The organism is Curtobacterium sp. PhB190 (genome assembly GCF_004365385.1).
Taxonomy (GTDB): Bacteria; Actinomycetota; Actinomycetes; order Actinomycetales; family Microbacteriaceae; genus Curtobacterium.
This window is the reverse complement of the sequence record NZ_SODN01000008.1, coordinates 39,416-54,479: the sequence shown is the minus strand read 5'-3', so window position 1 is coordinate 54,479 and position 15,064 is coordinate 39,416. Positions and strand designations below refer to the sequence as shown.

At 71.2% G+C, this 15,064-nt stretch carries 16 protein-coding genes; 8 read left to right on the top strand and 8 right to left on the bottom strand.

All coding sequences use genetic code 11. The features are described from left to right. Positions 1-41: 41 nt before the first annotated feature. From EDF47_RS14190 to EDF47_RS14175, 4 genes are all read right to left on the bottom strand, one after another. Positions 42-1,121, bottom strand: coding sequence for an alpha/beta fold hydrolase (locus tag EDF47_RS14190; protein ID WP_165932469.1), 1,080 nt, complete (start codon positions 1,119-1,121; stop codon positions 42-44). Between the two features lie 71 nt (positions 1,122-1,192). Beyond that, positions 1,193-2,068 carry an SMP-30/gluconolactonase/LRE family protein gene (locus tag EDF47_RS14185; RefSeq protein WP_131881911.1) on the bottom strand — a complete coding sequence of 292 codons (876 nt, stop codon included), beginning with the start codon at positions 2,066-2,068 and terminating at the stop codon, positions 1,193-1,195. Between the two features lie 139 nt (positions 2,069-2,207). Beyond that, positions 2,208-3,041 (bottom strand): DUF1206 domain-containing protein, encoded by an 834-nt coding sequence (locus EDF47_RS14180; RefSeq protein WP_123293429.1) that lies wholly within the window; start codon positions 3,039-3,041, stop codon positions 2,208-2,210. A 109-nt stretch (positions 3,042-3,150) separates the two neighbouring features. After that, entirely contained in the window at positions 3,151-4,317 is a 1,167-nt protein-coding gene (locus tag EDF47_RS14175; protein WP_131881909.1) for an RtcB family protein, read from the bottom strand. A 601-nt stretch (positions 4,318-4,918) separates the two neighbouring features. Here EDF47_RS14175 and EDF47_RS14170 point away from each other — a divergent pair. Together EDF47_RS14170 and EDF47_RS14165 are read left to right on the top strand one after the other, a co-directional pair. Next, positions 4,919-6,748 (top strand): glycoside hydrolase family 15 protein, encoded by a 1,830-nt coding sequence (locus EDF47_RS14170; protein WP_131881907.1) that lies wholly within the window; start codon positions 4,919-4,921, stop codon positions 6,746-6,748. A gap of 13 nt (positions 6,749-6,761) precedes the next feature. Beyond that, complete coding sequence (locus tag EDF47_RS14165) at positions 6,762-7,364, top strand: DUF1992 domain-containing protein (protein WP_131881905.1); 603 nt, start codon at positions 6,762-6,764, stop codon at positions 7,362-7,364. A 75-nt stretch (positions 7,365-7,439) separates the two neighbouring features. Here EDF47_RS14165 and EDF47_RS14160 read toward each other — a convergent pair whose 3' ends face one another. Next, on the bottom strand, positions 7,440-8,120 hold the full coding sequence (locus tag EDF47_RS14160) for a hypothetical protein (RefSeq protein WP_133937551.1): 681 nt from the start codon (positions 8,118-8,120) through the stop codon (positions 7,440-7,442). Between the two features lie 196 nt (positions 8,121-8,316). On the opposite strand from EDF47_RS14160, the gene EDF47_RS14155 reads away from it, so the two are divergent. From EDF47_RS14155 to EDF47_RS19895, 6 genes are all read left to right on the top strand, one after another. Continuing rightward, complete coding sequence (locus EDF47_RS14155) at positions 8,317-10,713, top strand: phosphoketolase family protein (RefSeq protein ID WP_131881837.1); 2,397 nt, start codon at positions 8,317-8,319, stop codon at positions 10,711-10,713. 93 nt (positions 10,714-10,806) lie between these two features. Further along, positions 10,807-11,157, top strand: a complete 351-nt coding sequence (locus EDF47_RS14150; RefSeq protein WP_123937334.1) for a hypothetical protein — start codon at positions 10,807-10,809, stop codon at positions 11,155-11,157. Further along, a complete protein-coding gene (locus EDF47_RS14145) occupies positions 11,138-11,353 on the top strand; it encodes a hypothetical protein (protein ID WP_123339076.1) in 216 nt (71 codons plus the stop codon). The genes EDF47_RS14150 and EDF47_RS14145 overlap by 20 nt, the downstream gene beginning before the upstream one ends. A 33-nt stretch (positions 11,354-11,386) precedes the next feature. Further along, positions 11,387-12,070 carry a fumarylacetoacetate hydrolase family protein gene (locus tag EDF47_RS14140; protein ID WP_131881839.1) on the top strand — a complete coding sequence of 228 codons (684 nt, stop codon included), beginning with the start codon at positions 11,387-11,389 and terminating at the stop codon, positions 12,068-12,070. Positions 12,071-12,229: 159 nt separating this feature from the next. Then, positions 12,230-13,222: a TIM barrel protein gene (locus EDF47_RS14135; RefSeq protein ID WP_131881841.1), complete on the top strand. Its 993-nt coding sequence runs from the start codon at positions 12,230-12,232 to the stop codon at positions 13,220-13,222. Between the two features lie 11 nt (positions 13,223-13,233). Then, a complete protein-coding gene (locus EDF47_RS19895) occupies positions 13,234-13,410 on the top strand; it encodes a hypothetical protein (protein ID WP_165901280.1) in 177 nt (58 codons plus the stop codon). A 3-nt stretch (positions 13,411-13,413) separates the two neighbouring features. Here the strand turns inward: EDF47_RS19895 and EDF47_RS14130 are convergent, their stop codons facing one another. Genes EDF47_RS14130 through EDF47_RS14120 form a run of 3 tightly spaced genes read right to left on the bottom strand, consistent with a single transcriptional unit; the run spans position 13,414 to position 14,920 of the window. Then, positions 13,414-13,743, bottom strand: coding sequence for a hypothetical protein (locus tag EDF47_RS14130; protein WP_123937330.1), 330 nt, complete (start codon positions 13,741-13,743; stop codon positions 13,414-13,416). Further along, on the bottom strand, positions 13,740-14,309 hold the full coding sequence (locus EDF47_RS14125; RefSeq protein ID WP_131881843.1) for a hypothetical protein: 570 nt from the start codon (positions 14,307-14,309) through the stop codon (positions 13,740-13,742). Before EDF47_RS14125 ends, EDF47_RS14130 begins: the two co-directional genes overlap by 4 nt. After that, the gene (locus EDF47_RS14120) at positions 14,306-14,920 is read right to left on the bottom strand and encodes an RNA polymerase sigma factor (protein WP_235035797.1); all 615 of its coding nucleotides are present in this window, start codon (positions 14,918-14,920) and stop codon (positions 14,306-14,308) included. Before EDF47_RS14120 ends, EDF47_RS14125 begins: the two co-directional genes overlap by 4 nt. Between the last annotated feature and the right edge of the window lie 144 nt (positions 14,921-15,064).

Here is a 15,064-nt window from a genome sequence, read left to right as displayed (position 1 = left end):
CCGGCACCGGGCCTCCTGTACGTCGCCTGCAGTGCCCGGTGTCAGCGGTTCGGGTCGGCCTCGGGTGCGACGGCGTCGACCACCGCCTTGCGGTCGACCGGGTCGACCGGCAGGTCGTCCCCGTCGGCCATCGCGACCGCGTGGGCGGACTTCGCCGCCTCGAGCGTCTCGTCGTCGTTCTTCGCCATGCCGACCAGTTCGACGAAGCGCGACCTCACGAGCATCCACGCCTCGCTCGGGCTCAGACGCGACAGGTCGGACGCCGTCGAGTCGTCGCGCACCCGCTGCAGCGAACCGACCCCGCGGTCCGGCAGCCGGTGGTCGACGTGTGCGACCGCAAGCCGCGCGACCGCGTCGGCCTGGGCGTGCATCACGGAGTGTGCGCCGTCGACGACCTCGCGCAGCACTGCGTAGGGGAACACCCGCGCGAGCCGTCGGATCCAGTCCCGCGGGACCATCGCGTCGTGCTCGCCGCGGACGATGAGGGTGCGCGCCTGCACGTGGGCCGCGCGCTCCTCGATCGGGAACGCGATCATCCGTGGCAGCACCTTCGAGAACCAGTGCCATCCGCACAGCGCGTACGCCGTGATGCCGTGCCACCGGACCGCCGAGGGCTCGTGCAGGGTCGACCGCAGGAACCGGAACGCGGACTGGCGGACCGTGCGCGCGTGCGAGTCGACGACCGGGCTGATGAGCACGAGGTCCGAGATCTCCGGGTGACGCGCCGCGACCTCGGTCACGACCTGGGTGCCCATCGAGTGGCCGACCAGGACCGGGTCGACCAGGCCGAGGTCGTCGATGACCTTCTCGACGGCGTCGGCGTACCGCTCGATCGAGACCTTCCCGCGGAACCGGGGAACGCCTGCGAAGCCGGGCAGGTCGAGGGCGTGCACCGGGCCGTTCTCGTTGAGGTGCGGGGCGAGCCGCTCGTAGTAGGTGGCCGCGATGCCGAGGCCGGCGACGAGCAGGAAGGCGCGCTCCCCCGGCTCGCCGATCGAACTCACGCGGACGTACGTGCCGTCGACCGCGACCCGGTCCACCTCTACAGTGACGTCGGCGTTCTCGGCCTCCGCGAGTTCGCTGGCCGGGTCCGGGGTGGCTGCCGTGCGCTCGTCGTTCACGTGGGTCTCCTCGGGTCGGGCGAGCGCCCACGATACCCGCGGACACCGCCGCAGCGTGCGCTCCCGCCCGGTCAGCCGCTGAAGGTGTTCGCGGGGAACCCGTGCACCCGCGTCGGCACCGCCAGGATCGCTCCCGAGGACGGGTGCTCCTCCAGCTGCTCCTCGGTGAGGTTCTCCCGTGCCGAGGCGACGAACAGCGTCGACATGTCGGGGCCGCCGAAGGCCACCGACGTCACGTTCGGGGTGGGCAGCTCCACGGTCTCGAGGTGCGATCCGTCAGGGCCGTACCGCTCCACCCGGCCGCCGCCGTAGACCGCACTCCAGGAGCAGCCCTCGTCGTCGCGGACCAGGCCGTCGTGGGCGTGGCCGACGACGAACGGTTCGAGCTCGCCGAGTTCGCCGTGCGGGCCGTACGACCCGCGGTAGATCGTCGACACACTCGTGTCGGTGACGTACATCACGGTGCCGTCGTCCGACCACTCGAAGCCGTTCGTCACGCCGAAGCCGCCACGGAGCAGTCGCGTCGTGCCGTCCGCCTCGACCGAGTACAGCGCACCGTCCGGCTCGCCCGTCGTCAGGTTCATGCTGCCGACCAGGAACCGGCCGAACGGGTCGCACTTGCCCTCGTTGAACCGGAGCCCGGCCGTGGCGTGCTCGACGCGGGTGAGTTCACGCTCGACCACCCCGTGCTCGTCCGTCACGACGACGGTGTCCCCGAGCGCTGCGACGAAGCCGCCAGAGGCCCGCGGCTGGAAGCTCGCGAGCGGCGGCGGGAGCGGGACCGTCGACACCACGGTGCCGTCGGACTGCGCGGTGACGAGGGTGCCGAGGGTGATGTCGGTCCAGCGGAGCAGCTGCGCCGACGGGTCCCACACGATGCTCTCGGCGAGGACCGCCCGGGCGTCGGAGAAGACGGTCACGGGCCCGGTCGTCGCGCTGGTGCTCATCGGACCGGTCTACCGGCGCCGGCTCCGTGCTCCCTCAGCCGGGCGCGCTGCCCACCAGTTCACGCGCTGGGCGACACCTCACGGGACCGCGGGCGCGTGGAGTGTCGCCTGGCACGAAAGTCCGCAGGCCCCGCTTCGATCAGAGGCGGGCGTACCGCGCGCGGAAGAAGCTGTAGACGCCGAAGGCGAGGAACCCGATGCCGATCGCGACCAGGACGAACACGCCACCGGGCATCGAGCGCACGGCGTCGAACGCCGCGTCGAGGCCCGTCGCCTGCTCCGGGTCGCTCCGCAGTCCGGCCACACCGATGAGCACACCGACGATGACCACGGCGATGCCCTTGCCGACGTACCCGACGACCCCGAGCACCGTGACCACCCGGTCGAGCGTCCCGGACGGTCGGGTGATCTGCTTCCGGAACGTCCGCCGACACCCGATGACCACGAGCCCGATGCCGACCGCGACCGCGATCGCGCCGGCGAGGAGCAGCACGAACACCCCGCCGGGCGTCGCGAGGGTCTTCGCTGCGGCACTCTGCGACGAGCTGCTGGAACTCGACCCGGCGCCGAGGGCGTACGACGCCGACGAGTACGCGATGATGCCGTAGACCACGGCCTTCGCGACGTCCTTCGCCCGGGCGAGCCACCCACGCGTGCTGTCCGACCGGCCGCCGACGACGGCCTCGACGATCAGCCGCACGGTGAGTGCTGCCGTGCCGATCGCGATCAGCCAGAGCAGGAAGACCCCGCCCGGCACGGCAGCGATCTGCTGCAGTGCTCCGGACTGGTCCGTCTCACCGCCGGAGGACGCGTTGCCGATGCCGAGCAGGATCGCGAGGTACCCGATCAGCAGGTGGACGATGCCGCTGCCGACGAAGCCGGCGCGAGCGGTCAGCTCGAACCAGCGGCTGTCCGCCGCTCGTCGGACCTGTCGTCCGGTCTCCCGTGCTGCGTGCTCTGCTGTGTCGCTCATCCGGTCAAGCGTGCCCGACGCGGGCCGGTCTGTCCGGGCCGCGCCGGGCAGTGGACGCGGACCGACGTCGGACGGGCGGCGCGGGGGCGGGCTGCACCCGCGCCTCCCGTCAGTCGCCCTTCACGTTGACGACCTGCCGCAGCGTGTGCCGGATCGACACGAGGTCCGACGCATCCGCCATGACCTGGTCGATCGGCTTGTACGCGCCCGGGATCTCGTCGAGGAACGCGTCGGTGTCGCGGTACTCGATGCCGACCATCGCCTCCCGCAGCTGGTCGTGGGTGAAGGTCCGCCGTGCCGCGCTCCGCGAGAACAGCCGGCCGGCTCCGTGCGGCGACGACTCGAGCGACGGCTTGTTGCCGAGGCCCTCGACGACGTACGACGCCGTGCCCATCGACCCGGGGATCAGGCCGGCCTGACCTGCCGTCGCCTGGATCGCACCCTTGCGGGACACCCACACGGACTTCCCCCAGTGCGTCTCGCGCTGCGTGAAGTTGTGGTGGCAGTTGATCCGCTCCTGCTCGTCGACGGGGGTACCGACGACCTCGGACAGCTGCCGCACGACGCGGTCCATCATCTCCTCGCGGTTGAGCAGGGCGAAGTGCTGTGCCCACCGCAGCTCGGCGATGTACCGGTCGAACTCCGGCGTGCCCTCGACCAGGTAGGCGAGGTCGGGGTCCGCCAGCTGGATCCACCAGCGCTCCATCAGCCGCTTGGCGACCGTGATGTGCCGCTGCGCGATCTTGTTGCCGACGCCCCGCGATCCGGAGTGCAGGAAGAGCCAGACCCGGTCCTGCTCGTCGAGGGAGACCTCGATGAAGTGGTTCCCGGAGCCGAGCGTGCCGAGCTGGTTGCGCCAGCCGCCGTGCGCCTGTGCGGGGTCGAACCCGGCGGCGTCGGCCATCGCCTCGAGCTCGGCGATCCGCGGCGCGGCGGTCGCGACGATCTTGCGGTTCGACGCGCCGGCCGACAGCGGGATCGCGCGCTCGATCTGCTCGCGCAGCTCCTGCAGGTCGTCGGGCAGGTCGGCCTCGGTGAACTGGGTCCGGACCGCGATCATGCCGCAGCCGATGTCGACGCCGACGGCAGCCGGCATGACCGCGCCGAGGGTCGGGATGACGGAACCGACGGTGGCGCCGAGGCCGAGGTGGGCGTCCGGCATCAGGGCCAGGTGCGGGAACACGAACGGCATGCGTGCGGTCGTGCGGGCCTGCTGCTCGGTGTTGTCCTCGAGCATCGAGGCCCAACTCAGCAGTCGGTCGTTGATCTTCTTCATTGCTTCGTCTCGCTTTCAGGACGGTCGTCTGGACGGTCGTCTGGACGGTCTTCGATGACGGTCCGGGACGGTGTCCGGCCTGCGCTCCGGGCGACGTCGAGCGCGACGTGGCGAGGATGAGCAGGACGACGAACGCCCCGGGCCGGGTGGGCACGGGGCGTCGTGGGACGTTCCGTGCCTACGCGGGATAGCGGAGGGACCACTGCCGCTGCGGTTCGGGCAGCACGGCGGTCGCGTCGAGCTGGAGCTCGACGCGTTCCTCGTTGTGCTGCACGGCGCGCATGCGCGGTCCTTCCGGTGTGCCCGGGACGGGCGTTCCTGCCGGCGGCGTTGGTGCCGCTGGCGTTCCTGCCGGCGGCGTTGGTGCCGCTGGCGTTCCTGCCGTTGGGCAGGAGAGCGACAGTAGTGCGACACGCCCGGGATGCGCAACTCACCCGGGCGTGTCGCGTTTCGTCCGCGGCCGGGCGCGGCCCGCTCAGCGGCGACGCGAAGCGTTGCGCGGGCCGCGCCGACCGAGCCTGCGAGGGAGGGCGTCCCGCGTCCTCCACAGCGGGGTACGTCCGCCTGATGGTCGCGCCTCGGGCGCGGGCAGTCTGGGTGCATGACGGAGCGCACCGAAGACACCCTCGACGCGGTCGACACCCACGCACGCACCGACGGCTACGCCCCGCTCCGCACCTACGGAGCGATCGGCGATGGTCGGACCGTCGCGCTCATCGCCCGCGACGGGCAGATCGACTGGCTGCCGATCCCCTCGATGGACTCACCGCCCGTGTTCGCGGAGATCCTCGACGCCGAACACGGCGGCCACGTGGCGCTCCGCCCGGTGGACCGATCGGCCGAGGTCACCCGCGAGTACCTGCCCGGCACCAACGTGCTCGTCACCACGTGGACGACACCGTCCGGGCGGGCGACGGTGACGGACGCGATGGTCACCGGTGTCGCCGGCCGCCTGCCGTGGGCCGAGGTCGCGCGCTGCGTCCAAGGGGTCAACGGGTCCGTGGAGTTCGAGTGGGCCGTGGTGCCCGGCACCCTGCTGAACACCGCTGAACCGAAGCGCCTCGACACCGCGAACGGTGCCGTCATCGGCATCGACGGCATCACGATCGCGATCGTCGAGCAGGGGTTCGACCCGGTGCACGACGACGGCCCGCGCTTCTCCGGTCGGTTCACCACCGGCGACGGATCGAAGCACATCCTGACCATCGTCGGCACGCACGACGAGCCGATCTTCATGCCGCGGCCGGAGAGCGCACTCGCCGCGATGGACCGCACGATCGACAACTGGGCGACCTGGTCGAAGGAGTTCTCCTACGACGGCCCCTGGGCCGAAGCGGTGCAGCGCAGCGCCCTCGCCCTGAAGCTGCTCATCTTCTCGCCGACCGGAGCGATCGCGGCGGCGCCGACCACGAGCCTGCCCGAGGACCGGACCGGCGGCAAGAACTGGGACTACCGGTTCGCCTGGGTGCGCGACCTGTCGTACACCGTGCACGCCCTGACCCGGTTCGGCCTGCGCGAGGAGACCCACGCGGCGGTGTCGTGGGTGATGCGCACCATCGCCGAGCACGACGAGGGCATGCCGATCTTCTACGAGCTCGACGGTACGAAGAGCGACGACGTCGAGGAGCGCGACGTCCCCGGGTGGAACGGCATCGGCCCGGTCACGGTGGGCAACCGCGCCGGCGACCAGCTGCAGCTCGGGGTCTGGGGTGACGTCTTCGAGATCCTGCGTCAGTACGTGAACGCCGGCAACGTCCTGGACCGGAAGACCGCGGCCGTCTTGCAACAACTCGCCGACGACGCCTGCCACCGGTGGGAGGAACCGGACTCCGGCATGTGGGAGCTCGAGGACACCCAGCACTACGTCACGAGCAAGATCGGCTGCTGGCAGGCCCTCGACGCCGCAGTGGACCTCCACGACGCCGGCATGATCGACGGGCCGCGCGCCAAGTGGGTCGAGAACCGCGAACTGATCACGCAGTGGGTCGCGGAACACGGCTGGGACGAGGAACGCGGTCACTACGTGATGTACCCGGGCTCGGACGCGCTCGACACGTCGATCCTGCTGCACGCGATGAGCTCCTTCGACCGCGGTCCACGCATGGCGTCGACCATCCGGGCGATCGAGGAGCAGCTGCAGCGCGGACCGCTGGTGTACCGCTACTCGGGCATCGAGGACGAGGAGTCGCCCTTCGTCGCGTGCTCGTTCTGGCTCGCTGCCGCGATGGCCTGCACGGGCCGGATCGACGACGCACGGACCCTGATGGACGAGATGGTCGGCCAGGCGAACGACGTCGGGCTGTTCAGCGAGATGATCAGCGAGGACGGCTCGTTCATGGGCAACCTCCCCCAGGGGCTGTCGCACCTGGCGCTCATCCAGGCAGCGCTGACCATCGAGGAACTGACTGGCGAGGACGACCACTCGGAGTGATCATGGAGGGGTCATGAACGACGTCGATGCACGGATGGACCGGCTCCGCAGGGCCGCTCGCTACCGTTACCAGCAGCAGGTCGACAGTGAGATCGAGCGGGGGTCGCTCGATCCGGACGAGGTGCGTGAGGAACGCCGGCTGCTGAAGGCGGCCGACGTCGCCGCCCACGCTCGGGCGCAGATCGAGGAGGCCGAGCGCCGCGGCGTCTTCGAGGGCAATCCGTACCACGGCAAGCCCCTGCCCGGGAACGACGGGCAGCACGACCCGGACTGGTGGATCCGCTCGAAGATCGAACGCGAGGACATCCGCGGCATCGCTCCGCCTGCCCTCGCACTCCGCACCGAGGACGCGGAACTCGACGATGCCCTCGACGCACTGTCGACGGAGGCCGACGTGCGCGATGTCCTGGTGGACTTCAACGCCCGGGTGAAGGAAGCCCGACGTCAGCTGCTCGGTGGGCCGCCGGTCGTGACGCCGCTGCGGGACGTCGACGGCGAGTTGGTCGCGTGGCATGCCCGCCGGGAGGCCCGACTCGCGTCCGCCGCGGCGGCTGCGGCTGCCCTGACGGCCGCGTCTGACGACCGTCGCCGCCGGTGGTGGCGCCGGCGTCACTGAACGTGGTGAAGGGCCGTCCCGGTTGCCCGGGGCGGCCCTTCACGAGTGGTGCGGTGGTGCGTGTGGTGCGGGGTGTTACTTGATCTGTGCGGTGATGGTGGCGGTGCCGACGAGCAGGCCACGCTTGACGGCGTCGGTGCCGAAGGTCTTGTTCAGCAGGCCGGCGGCGTCTTCGGAGACGTGGACGGTGGTGCCGGTCAGGATGGCGTTGTCGCCCTCGAGCTGGAGGGGCTTGAGGGAACCGCCCCAGAGCTCGAACAGGAACGCGTTGGACGCGGCGACCTTGCCGTTGACCAGGACGTCACCGTAGAGCTTCGAGGAGCCCGGGTTCACGACGAAGTTCTCGAGCGTGACGGTGGTGTCGCCGGCCTTCAGGGTCAGGCCGGAGTCGTCGTGGTTGAGCAGGCCCTGCACGTAGGGCTTGTAGTTGCCGTCCGGCGACCAGTACGTGACCGACCCGGCGGTGATCGGGAACGACACCGACCCGTCAGCCAGGGTCGCGTCGCCGGAGACGCCGGGGGTGAGCTTGAGGGCGGTGAGGGCGTCGGTGAAGCCGGAGTCGAGCTTCACGGCGGTGGAACCACCGAGGACCTCGGGGACCGAGGCGACCGGTGCGGGGATCTTCGACGACGACGACGAGACCGTGTGGACCTGGGGGGTCGCGGCCTGGGCGGAGGAGATGCCGAACGCGGCACCGCCGAGCACGAGGGCGCCGGTCGTGGCGAGGGTGATGGAGGTCTTCAGGCTCTTGCGCATGGTGATCTGTCCTTTGCTGTGTGGGCACCCGGCCGACGGCCGACGTATGCTCCTGTGCGTACGCTGAACAACGGCCATGTCTGACCGGAGAGCGCCCTGGGCTTTTGCCCTGTGCAACTCATTCGGTGCACCCCCGCGATCGGTTTGGAACGGGTTTCCTGAGGTTCACGGGGCCGGCATTTCGTAGCGTGGGGGCATGGCTCCTGTACAGCTCTCCACCACCGACCGACTCCGGGCGGTCGACGCCTGGTGGCGTGCCGCCAACTACCTGACGGTCGGGCAGATCTACCTGCTGGACAACCCGCTGTTGGGGCGGCCGATCGAGCCCGACGACATCAAGCCCCGGCTGCTCGGACACTGGGGCACCTCACCCGCCCTCAACCTCGTGTACGCGCACTGCAACGCGCTGATCGCCGAGACCGGACATGAGTTCCTCTACGTCTGCGGCCCGGGCCACGGCGGCCCCGCGATGAACGCGAACGCCTGGCTCGACGGCACGTGGGGCGAGCTGTACGCGGACGACGACCTGCAGCGCTTCTTCCGGCAGTTCTCGTTCCCCGGCGGGATCCCGTCGCACGCGGCACCGGAGACACCCGGGTCCATCAACGAGGGCGGCGAACTCGGCTACTCCCTCGCCCACGCGTACGGAGCGGCCCTGGACAACCCCGACCTGGTGGTCGCGTGCGTCGTCGGCGACGGCGAGGCGGAGACCGGCCCGCTCGCGGGGTCGTGGCAGGCACACACCTTCCTCGACCCGGTGTCCGACGGTGCCGTGCTCCCGATCCTCAACCTCAACGGGTGGAAGATCGCGAACCCCACCGTCCTCGCCCGCATCCCCGGTGAGGACCTGACCGCGTACTTCCGCGGCCTCGGGTACGACCCGATCGTGGTGGACTCGAAGCGGGTCGACGACGACCCGTACGCCGTGCACGCCCTGTTCGACGGTGCTCTGCGTCGAGCGCTCGCATCGATCGACGACATCCAGGCGGCAGCTCGGGCGCAGGCCGAACGTGCGGCTGCCGGGCAACCCGCCGGCGCCGCCGACCTGCGCCCGCGCTGGCCGATGATCATCCTCCGCAGCCCGAAGGGGTGGACCGGGCCGAAGGAGGTCGACGGCCAGCAGGTCGAGGGGACGTTCCGCGCCCACCAGGTGCCGCTGTCCGAGGTCCGCGAGAACTCCGCACACCGCGCCCAGCTCGAGGAGTGGATGCGGTCCTACCGACCCGAGGAGCTCTTCGACGCGGACGGGAACCCCGTCGGGATCATGACGACGATCCGTCCCACCGGCGACGACCGGATGAGCGCCACTCCCCACGCCAACGGCGGGCGCATCCGGACGGCCCTCGACCGGCCCGCGCTCAACGCGTACGGGGTCCCCGCCGGCTCGACGGCCTCGGCCACCGGCACGCTCGGCCCGTGGCTCGCAGCGCTGATCACGAAGAACCCGTCGTCGTTCCGGCTCTTCGGCCCGGACGAGACGATCTCGAACAAGCTCGACGCCGTCTTCGACGTCACCTCGCGCGTGTGGCGGGCACAACGCGCGGTCGGCGACGAGCACCTCGCTGCCCGTGGACGCGTGACCGAGGTGCTGTCCGAGCACCTGCTGGAGGGCATGCTCGAGGGCTACGTCCTCTCCGGCCGGCACGGGCTCCTGAACACCTACGAGGCGTTCGCCCACATCATCGACTCGATGGTCGGGCAGTACGCCAAGTGGCTCGAGTCCTCGACCGACATCGACTGGCGTGCGCCCGTGTCGAACCTGTCGATCCTGCTGTCGTCGCACGTCTGGCGGCAGGACCACAACGGGTTCTCCCACCAGGACCCCGGGTTCCTCGACGTCGTCGCGTCCAAGCAGCAGGACCTGGTCCGGATCAAGCTGCCCGCCGACGCCAACACGCTGCTCGCCGTCGCGGCACACGCCTTCGAGACCACCGACCGCATCGAGGTGATCGTCGCCGGGAAGCACCCCGAGCCCGTCTTCCTGTCCCTCGAGGACGCCGTCGCCCACGCGGACGCAGGTCTCGGGGTCTGGGACTGGGCCGGTACCGAGCAGTCCGTCGGTCGCGTCGACGTCGTCCTCGCCTGCGCCGGGGACGTCCCCACGGTCGAGGCGGTCGCCGCCGCGGACATCATCCGGCAGCACGCTCCCGGGGTCGGCGTCCGGGTCGTCAACGTCGTCGACCTGCTCGCCCTCGGCGATCCCCGGAAGCACGAGCACCCGATCCCCGACGAGCGGTACGACGAGCTCTTCCTGCCCGGGACCCCGACGGTGTTCGCGTTCCACGGGTACCCGTCGCTGGTGCACCAGCTGACCTACCGGCGCAACGGCCACGACGACCTGCACGTGCACGGGTTCCTGGAGCAGGGCACGACGACGTCGCCGTTCGACATGCTCATGCGGAACGAGATGGACCGCTTCGCGCTGGCGCACGACGCCCTGACGCGGGTCGATGCGGGTGCACACGCCGAGTTGCTCGACCGGCTGTCCGCCGCACGGGACGCGGCCCGCGAGTACGCCTACTCACGGGGCGAGGACCACCCGACCGTCGACGGGTGGGAGTTCTCGGGGTGGCCGCAGGGCCCGTCTGCCTGATCCCTCCTGCACAGGCCGGGAGGCCCGGATCACCGTCCACAGAACCGGTCACGCCCGCCGCGTGGCCGGCCCTGTGGCGTCAGGGTGGCGGGCATGGACATCGGCTGGATCAGTGCACTCGTGTCGGTCACGAGCGCGTCCGTCGCAGTGGGCGCACTCGTCGCCTCGGTGCTCGACGGGCGCGCCGGTCGGCGAAATACGGAGTTCTTGGGGCATCGCGACCTCTGGTGGCAGCGTTGGTCGTGGGTCGCTGACCGAGCAACCTCGGATGACGAGGACAGGCGCGCGGCAGCTGCCGTGATGTCCGCGGCACTGGTGACCCGGAGCTGGACGACTGATGACGACACATGGACGTCCACGGCGCTCGCTGACTTCGAGGCAGCACGAGCGGAAGCCCGGAGACAACAGGAAGGAGTGCACGCAGATGATCTCGACGCTGACTGATGAAGAGTTCAAACGATGGCTCGACAACCGCGAGATGACGACACCACGGCTCCTCGCGAGCCCCCACTACGGTCCGCTGATGCGCGCCAAGGGCGCCGAAGAAGAGCTCGCGCAGATGCGGATCGAGTGGCGCGAACGGCAGGAGCGCGCCCGCGCGCGGAAGCTCAAGTACGAGGCGTCCTTCGGTGAGAGCTGAACCGACGCCCTGCGAGCCTGCCACGCTGAGACCGTGACCGACCTCGTCATCCCGGCCCCGAGCCTCCCGACCGTCCCCACGACCACGGGCGCACGCTTCCCCGTCCGACGCGTCTTCTGCGTCGGTCGGAACTACGCGGCGCACGCACGCGAGATGGGTCACGACCCAGATCGCGAGCCGCCGTTCTTCTTCACCAAGCCGGCGGACGCCGTCGTCGTCGACGACGCGGACACCCCGTACCCGCCGCAGACGGCGCAGCTCGAGCACGAGGTCGAACTGGTCGTCGCGATCGGCACCGGCGGCGCGGACATCAGCGTCGACGACGCGCTCACCCACGTCTGGGGCTACGCGGTGGGCATCGACCTCACCCGACGCGATCTCCAGGCCGAGGCCAAGCGTCTCGGTCGGCCCTGGGACACGGCGAAGGGGTTCGACGCCTCGGCACCGATCGGCGCGATCGTCCCGGCGCAGGGCATCGACCCGACGGCTGGTGCGATCGAGCTCGTCGTCGACGGCGAACGACGGCAGGTCGGTGACCTGGCCGAGCAGATCTGGTCCGTGGCGGAGACGATCGCGGCGCTGTCGCGATCGGTGACGCTCGCCCCAGGGGACCTGCTCATGACGGGGACGCCCGAGGGGGTCGGGGTCCTGCAACGCGGACAACTCGTCGTCGGCACGATCGCCGGCATCGGCACGGTCCGCACCCGCATCGTCTGACCGGCGTTTCCGCAGTGTGACGCGCCGCTGGGAGGGCTCGCAGACACGCCGGGTATCCCTGGTGCGACGCCAGGTGGGGATCGCGGCGTCGCACACACGGGGCAGGACCATCGCGACGGGCGTCTGCAGCTGCTCCGGGATGACGGAGGTACGGCCGTGATGGAACACGATCTGCTGGCGACGTCGTGGACGTGGGCGGGCGACGAGCCCATCAGCGAACGGGTCCACGTGGTCGGTGCCGCTGGGTTCGCCGGGCTCTCGTTGTCGCTCGACGACCTGCACGAGGTGCGTGCGACGACGGGCTTCGCCGAACTCCGCCGCATGCTCGACGGCGCGGGGATCGTCTGGGTCCAGTTGGGGCCGCTCGACCGCTGGTGGACGTGCACGAGCCGGACCGACGACGACGCCGCCGACCGCGGGGTGGTCCTCGAGGCCGCCGCGGCGCTCCGGGCCTGGCAGGTGATCGCTCGTGCCGACACGACGTTGCCCGGCGCTTCACCGATCACGATGGCCGACGACTGGACCGTGCTGGCCGACCAGGCCGCGGCCGTCGGCGCGCAGCTCGTCCTCGAACCCGAGCCGTGGTCGAACCTGCCGACGATCGAACGGGCCTCGCGGTTCGTCGTGGCGGCGGGTCACCCGAACGGCGGGCTGCTGCTCGACGCGATGCACACCCTGCGGGGCGGGTCCACGTTGGCGTCGATCCGCCAGGCGGTCGCGCCCGCGACGCTCGCGGCGGTCGAACTGAGCGACGGGCTCCTGCACACCCCGGCAGGCATGACCCTGTCCGAAGAGGCCCGCGAGGCACGGTACCTGCCCGGAGCGGGCGCGTGGGACCTGCCGGGGCTCGTGCGCACCGTCCGGGAGCTCGGCTTCGACGAGCCGTGGGGCGTCGAGGTCCGGACCCCCGGCCACCGGGCGATGCCGATCGGCGACGCCCTGCGGACGGCCGCTGCGGCGACGCGCGCCGTGCTCGATGCGGCGGACGCGTACGGCGCACCGGCCGCACCGGCGATGCCCTCGTCTCCAGCTCCGACCTCAGCGGTCGACTTCGAACCGCCCCACCCGAGGACTGATCCGCGGGGCAGGACACACTGGGGATCGCACCGCCCGGCCGGACGCCGGGACGCCGACACAGGCACGCCCGCGTAGCCTCCTGGAGCATGAGCGACCAGACTGCACACGACGACGACCTCCTCCGCCGCTCGCAGGAGTCCATCGACGAGGCCAAGGCCGCTGCGGCCGAGGTGTCCGAGCCCGGCGAGGACGAGCTCGTCGACGAGGACCTCCCCGTCGCGGACGACGCCGAGCCGTCGGACGGACCGGCACCGGCCGCCTGACGCTCAGTCGATCTCGACGACGCGGACCGTGACGTCGGAGGGCGATGCCCCGAGGGAGTGGCGCGCTGCGGTCACGACGGCGTCACGCACGGCCCGGATGACCGTGATCGTCGGCACGGCCCGGTCGGTCGTGACGACCACGCGGATCCGCGCCCCGTCCGGGCGGTCCTGCACGAGCACGGCCCCACCGTCCCGCGGGATCTCGAGCACGGAGCGGACGTCGCGGACGAGCGTGGCGAGCCCGGGTCCGGGCGGCAGGACCGACCGGACGCCCGGCACCGCGAGGACGACGGAGGTGAGTTCGCGGGAGAGCACCCGGACGTCCGCGGTCACGATGTGCCCCCGACCACGACGTCGGCGACGCGGACGACGACACTGCGGATCCGGAACGGTGCGTGCGCGCCGAGCACCGACGTGATGTGCGCCCGGAGCGCCTCGGCACGGTCCGACACCGATGCCTCGAGCGTGGCCACGATGGTGACGTCGACGTCCACGGCGCCGCCGGGGACTCCGACGTCCCCGCTGAACCGGGTCCGCCGGACGACGACACCGGGCACGTCGTCACCGAGGGTGCGGACGAGTCCGCGCAGAGCCCCCTCGGTCACGACCAGGTGCGCGGCCGGGTCGTCGTCGGGGACCGGGATGTCCCGTCCGGCGTGGGCGGTCGTCCGGATGGACGCGAGCACCGAGCTGATCCAGCGCTCGTCGCCGTCCGCCGATGCCTCGGTGTCGAGCAGGTCCCGTGATGCCACCCGCAGGGCCTGCAGCCGCTCGAGTGCGGCGACGGCTTCGGGATCACCCTCGATGTCCGCCCGGACAGGCGTTCGGTCGGCGTCGAGGTAGTCGGAGAGTTCGTCCAGCGTGAAGGCACCGTGACGGTCGTCGACGTCGTCGGTCATCGCCACCCCTCCATCTGTTCGAGCACGTGTCGCCGCGCACGTGCGAGCAGCCCGCGGACGGTCGGCGCGGGCAACCCGGTCGCCTCGGCGATCTCGGCGTAGGGCGCCCCACCCACCTCGCGCATCACCCAGACGGCGCGCTGTGCATCCGGGAGTGCCTGCACGATACGCGCGAGTTCCCGCACCTGCATCCGGGTGGCGACCACCTCGTCGACGGGTCGTTCGTCCGGGGCGTCGACCATCGCTTCGAGGTCGGCGTGCGGGTGCCGCCCGCGGAGCCGGTCGAGGGCCTTGTTGGCCGCGATCCGGAAGAGCCAGTTGCGCACCCGCTCCGGGTCCTCGACCCGGTCGATGCGCTGCCAGGCCTGCAGTGCGGCTTCCTGGACGGCGTCGTCGGCCTCGCCGTCGCCGTACCCGAGGATCCGAGCCGCGTAGGCCCGCATGTGCGGTCCGTACCGACGGATCAGCACCCCGAACGCGGCCGTGTCGCCGTCGGCGCTGCGCTCGACGAGCGAGGCGTCGGACAACGCCGCGAGGGCTTCGTCGCTGGACAGGAGCAGCTCCTCTTCGCGGATCTCGGATTCTCGTGTGACGAATCGGGTGTTCGTCACGTCCTTAGTACGTGCCTACCAGGTACGCCTCCGCGCGCCTGGTGCGAGCGCGCCGTGGCCGGCCATCCCTGAAGGGTCGGTCACGGTGCTTCGACGGCGGCCCGTGCGCTCCCTGATCCGGTGCACGGGCCGTCTTCTCCCCCG

What these genes read in the sequence shown, in the direction of transcription:
- EDF47_RS14185 (WP_131881911.1), bottom strand. Translation starts at nt 2,068, where the DNA reads ATGAGCACCAGCGCGACGACCGGGCCCGTGACCGTCTTCTCCGACGCC.
- EDF47_RS14180 (WP_123293429.1), bottom strand. Translation starts at nt 3,041, where the DNA reads ATGAGCGACACAGCAGAGCACGCAGCACGGGAGACCGGACGACAGGTC.
- EDF47_RS14175 (WP_131881909.1), bottom strand. Translation starts at nt 4,317, where the DNA reads ATGAAGAAGATCAACGACCGACTGCTGAGTTGGGCCTCGATGCTCGAG.
- EDF47_RS14170 (WP_131881907.1), top strand. Translation starts at nt 4,919, where the DNA reads ATGACGGAGCGCACCGAAGACACCCTCGACGCGGTCGACACCCACGCA.
- EDF47_RS14165 (WP_131881905.1), top strand. Translation starts at nt 6,762, where the DNA reads ATGAACGACGTCGATGCACGGATGGACCGGCTCCGCAGGGCCGCTCGC.
- EDF47_RS14160 (WP_133937551.1), bottom strand. Translation starts at nt 8,120, where the DNA reads ATGCGCAAGAGCCTGAAGACCTCCATCACCCTCGCCACGACCGGCGCC.
- EDF47_RS14155 (WP_131881837.1), top strand. Translation starts at nt 8,317, where the DNA reads ATGGCTCCTGTACAGCTCTCCACCACCGACCGACTCCGGGCGGTCGAC.
- EDF47_RS14150 (WP_123937334.1), top strand. Translation starts at nt 10,807, where the DNA reads ATGGACATCGGCTGGATCAGTGCACTCGTGTCGGTCACGAGCGCGTCC.
- EDF47_RS14145 (WP_123339076.1), top strand. Translation starts at nt 11,138, where the DNA reads ATGATCTCGACGCTGACTGATGAAGAGTTCAAACGATGGCTCGACAAC.
- EDF47_RS14135 (WP_131881841.1), top strand. Translation starts at nt 12,230, where the DNA reads ATGGAACACGATCTGCTGGCGACGTCGTGGACGTGGGCGGGCGACGAG.
- EDF47_RS19895 (WP_165901280.1), top strand. Translation starts at nt 13,234, where the DNA reads ATGAGCGACCAGACTGCACACGACGACGACCTCCTCCGCCGCTCGCAG.
- EDF47_RS14125 (WP_131881843.1), bottom strand. Translation starts at nt 14,309, where the DNA reads ATGACCGACGACGTCGACGACCGTCACGGTGCCTTCACGCTGGACGAA.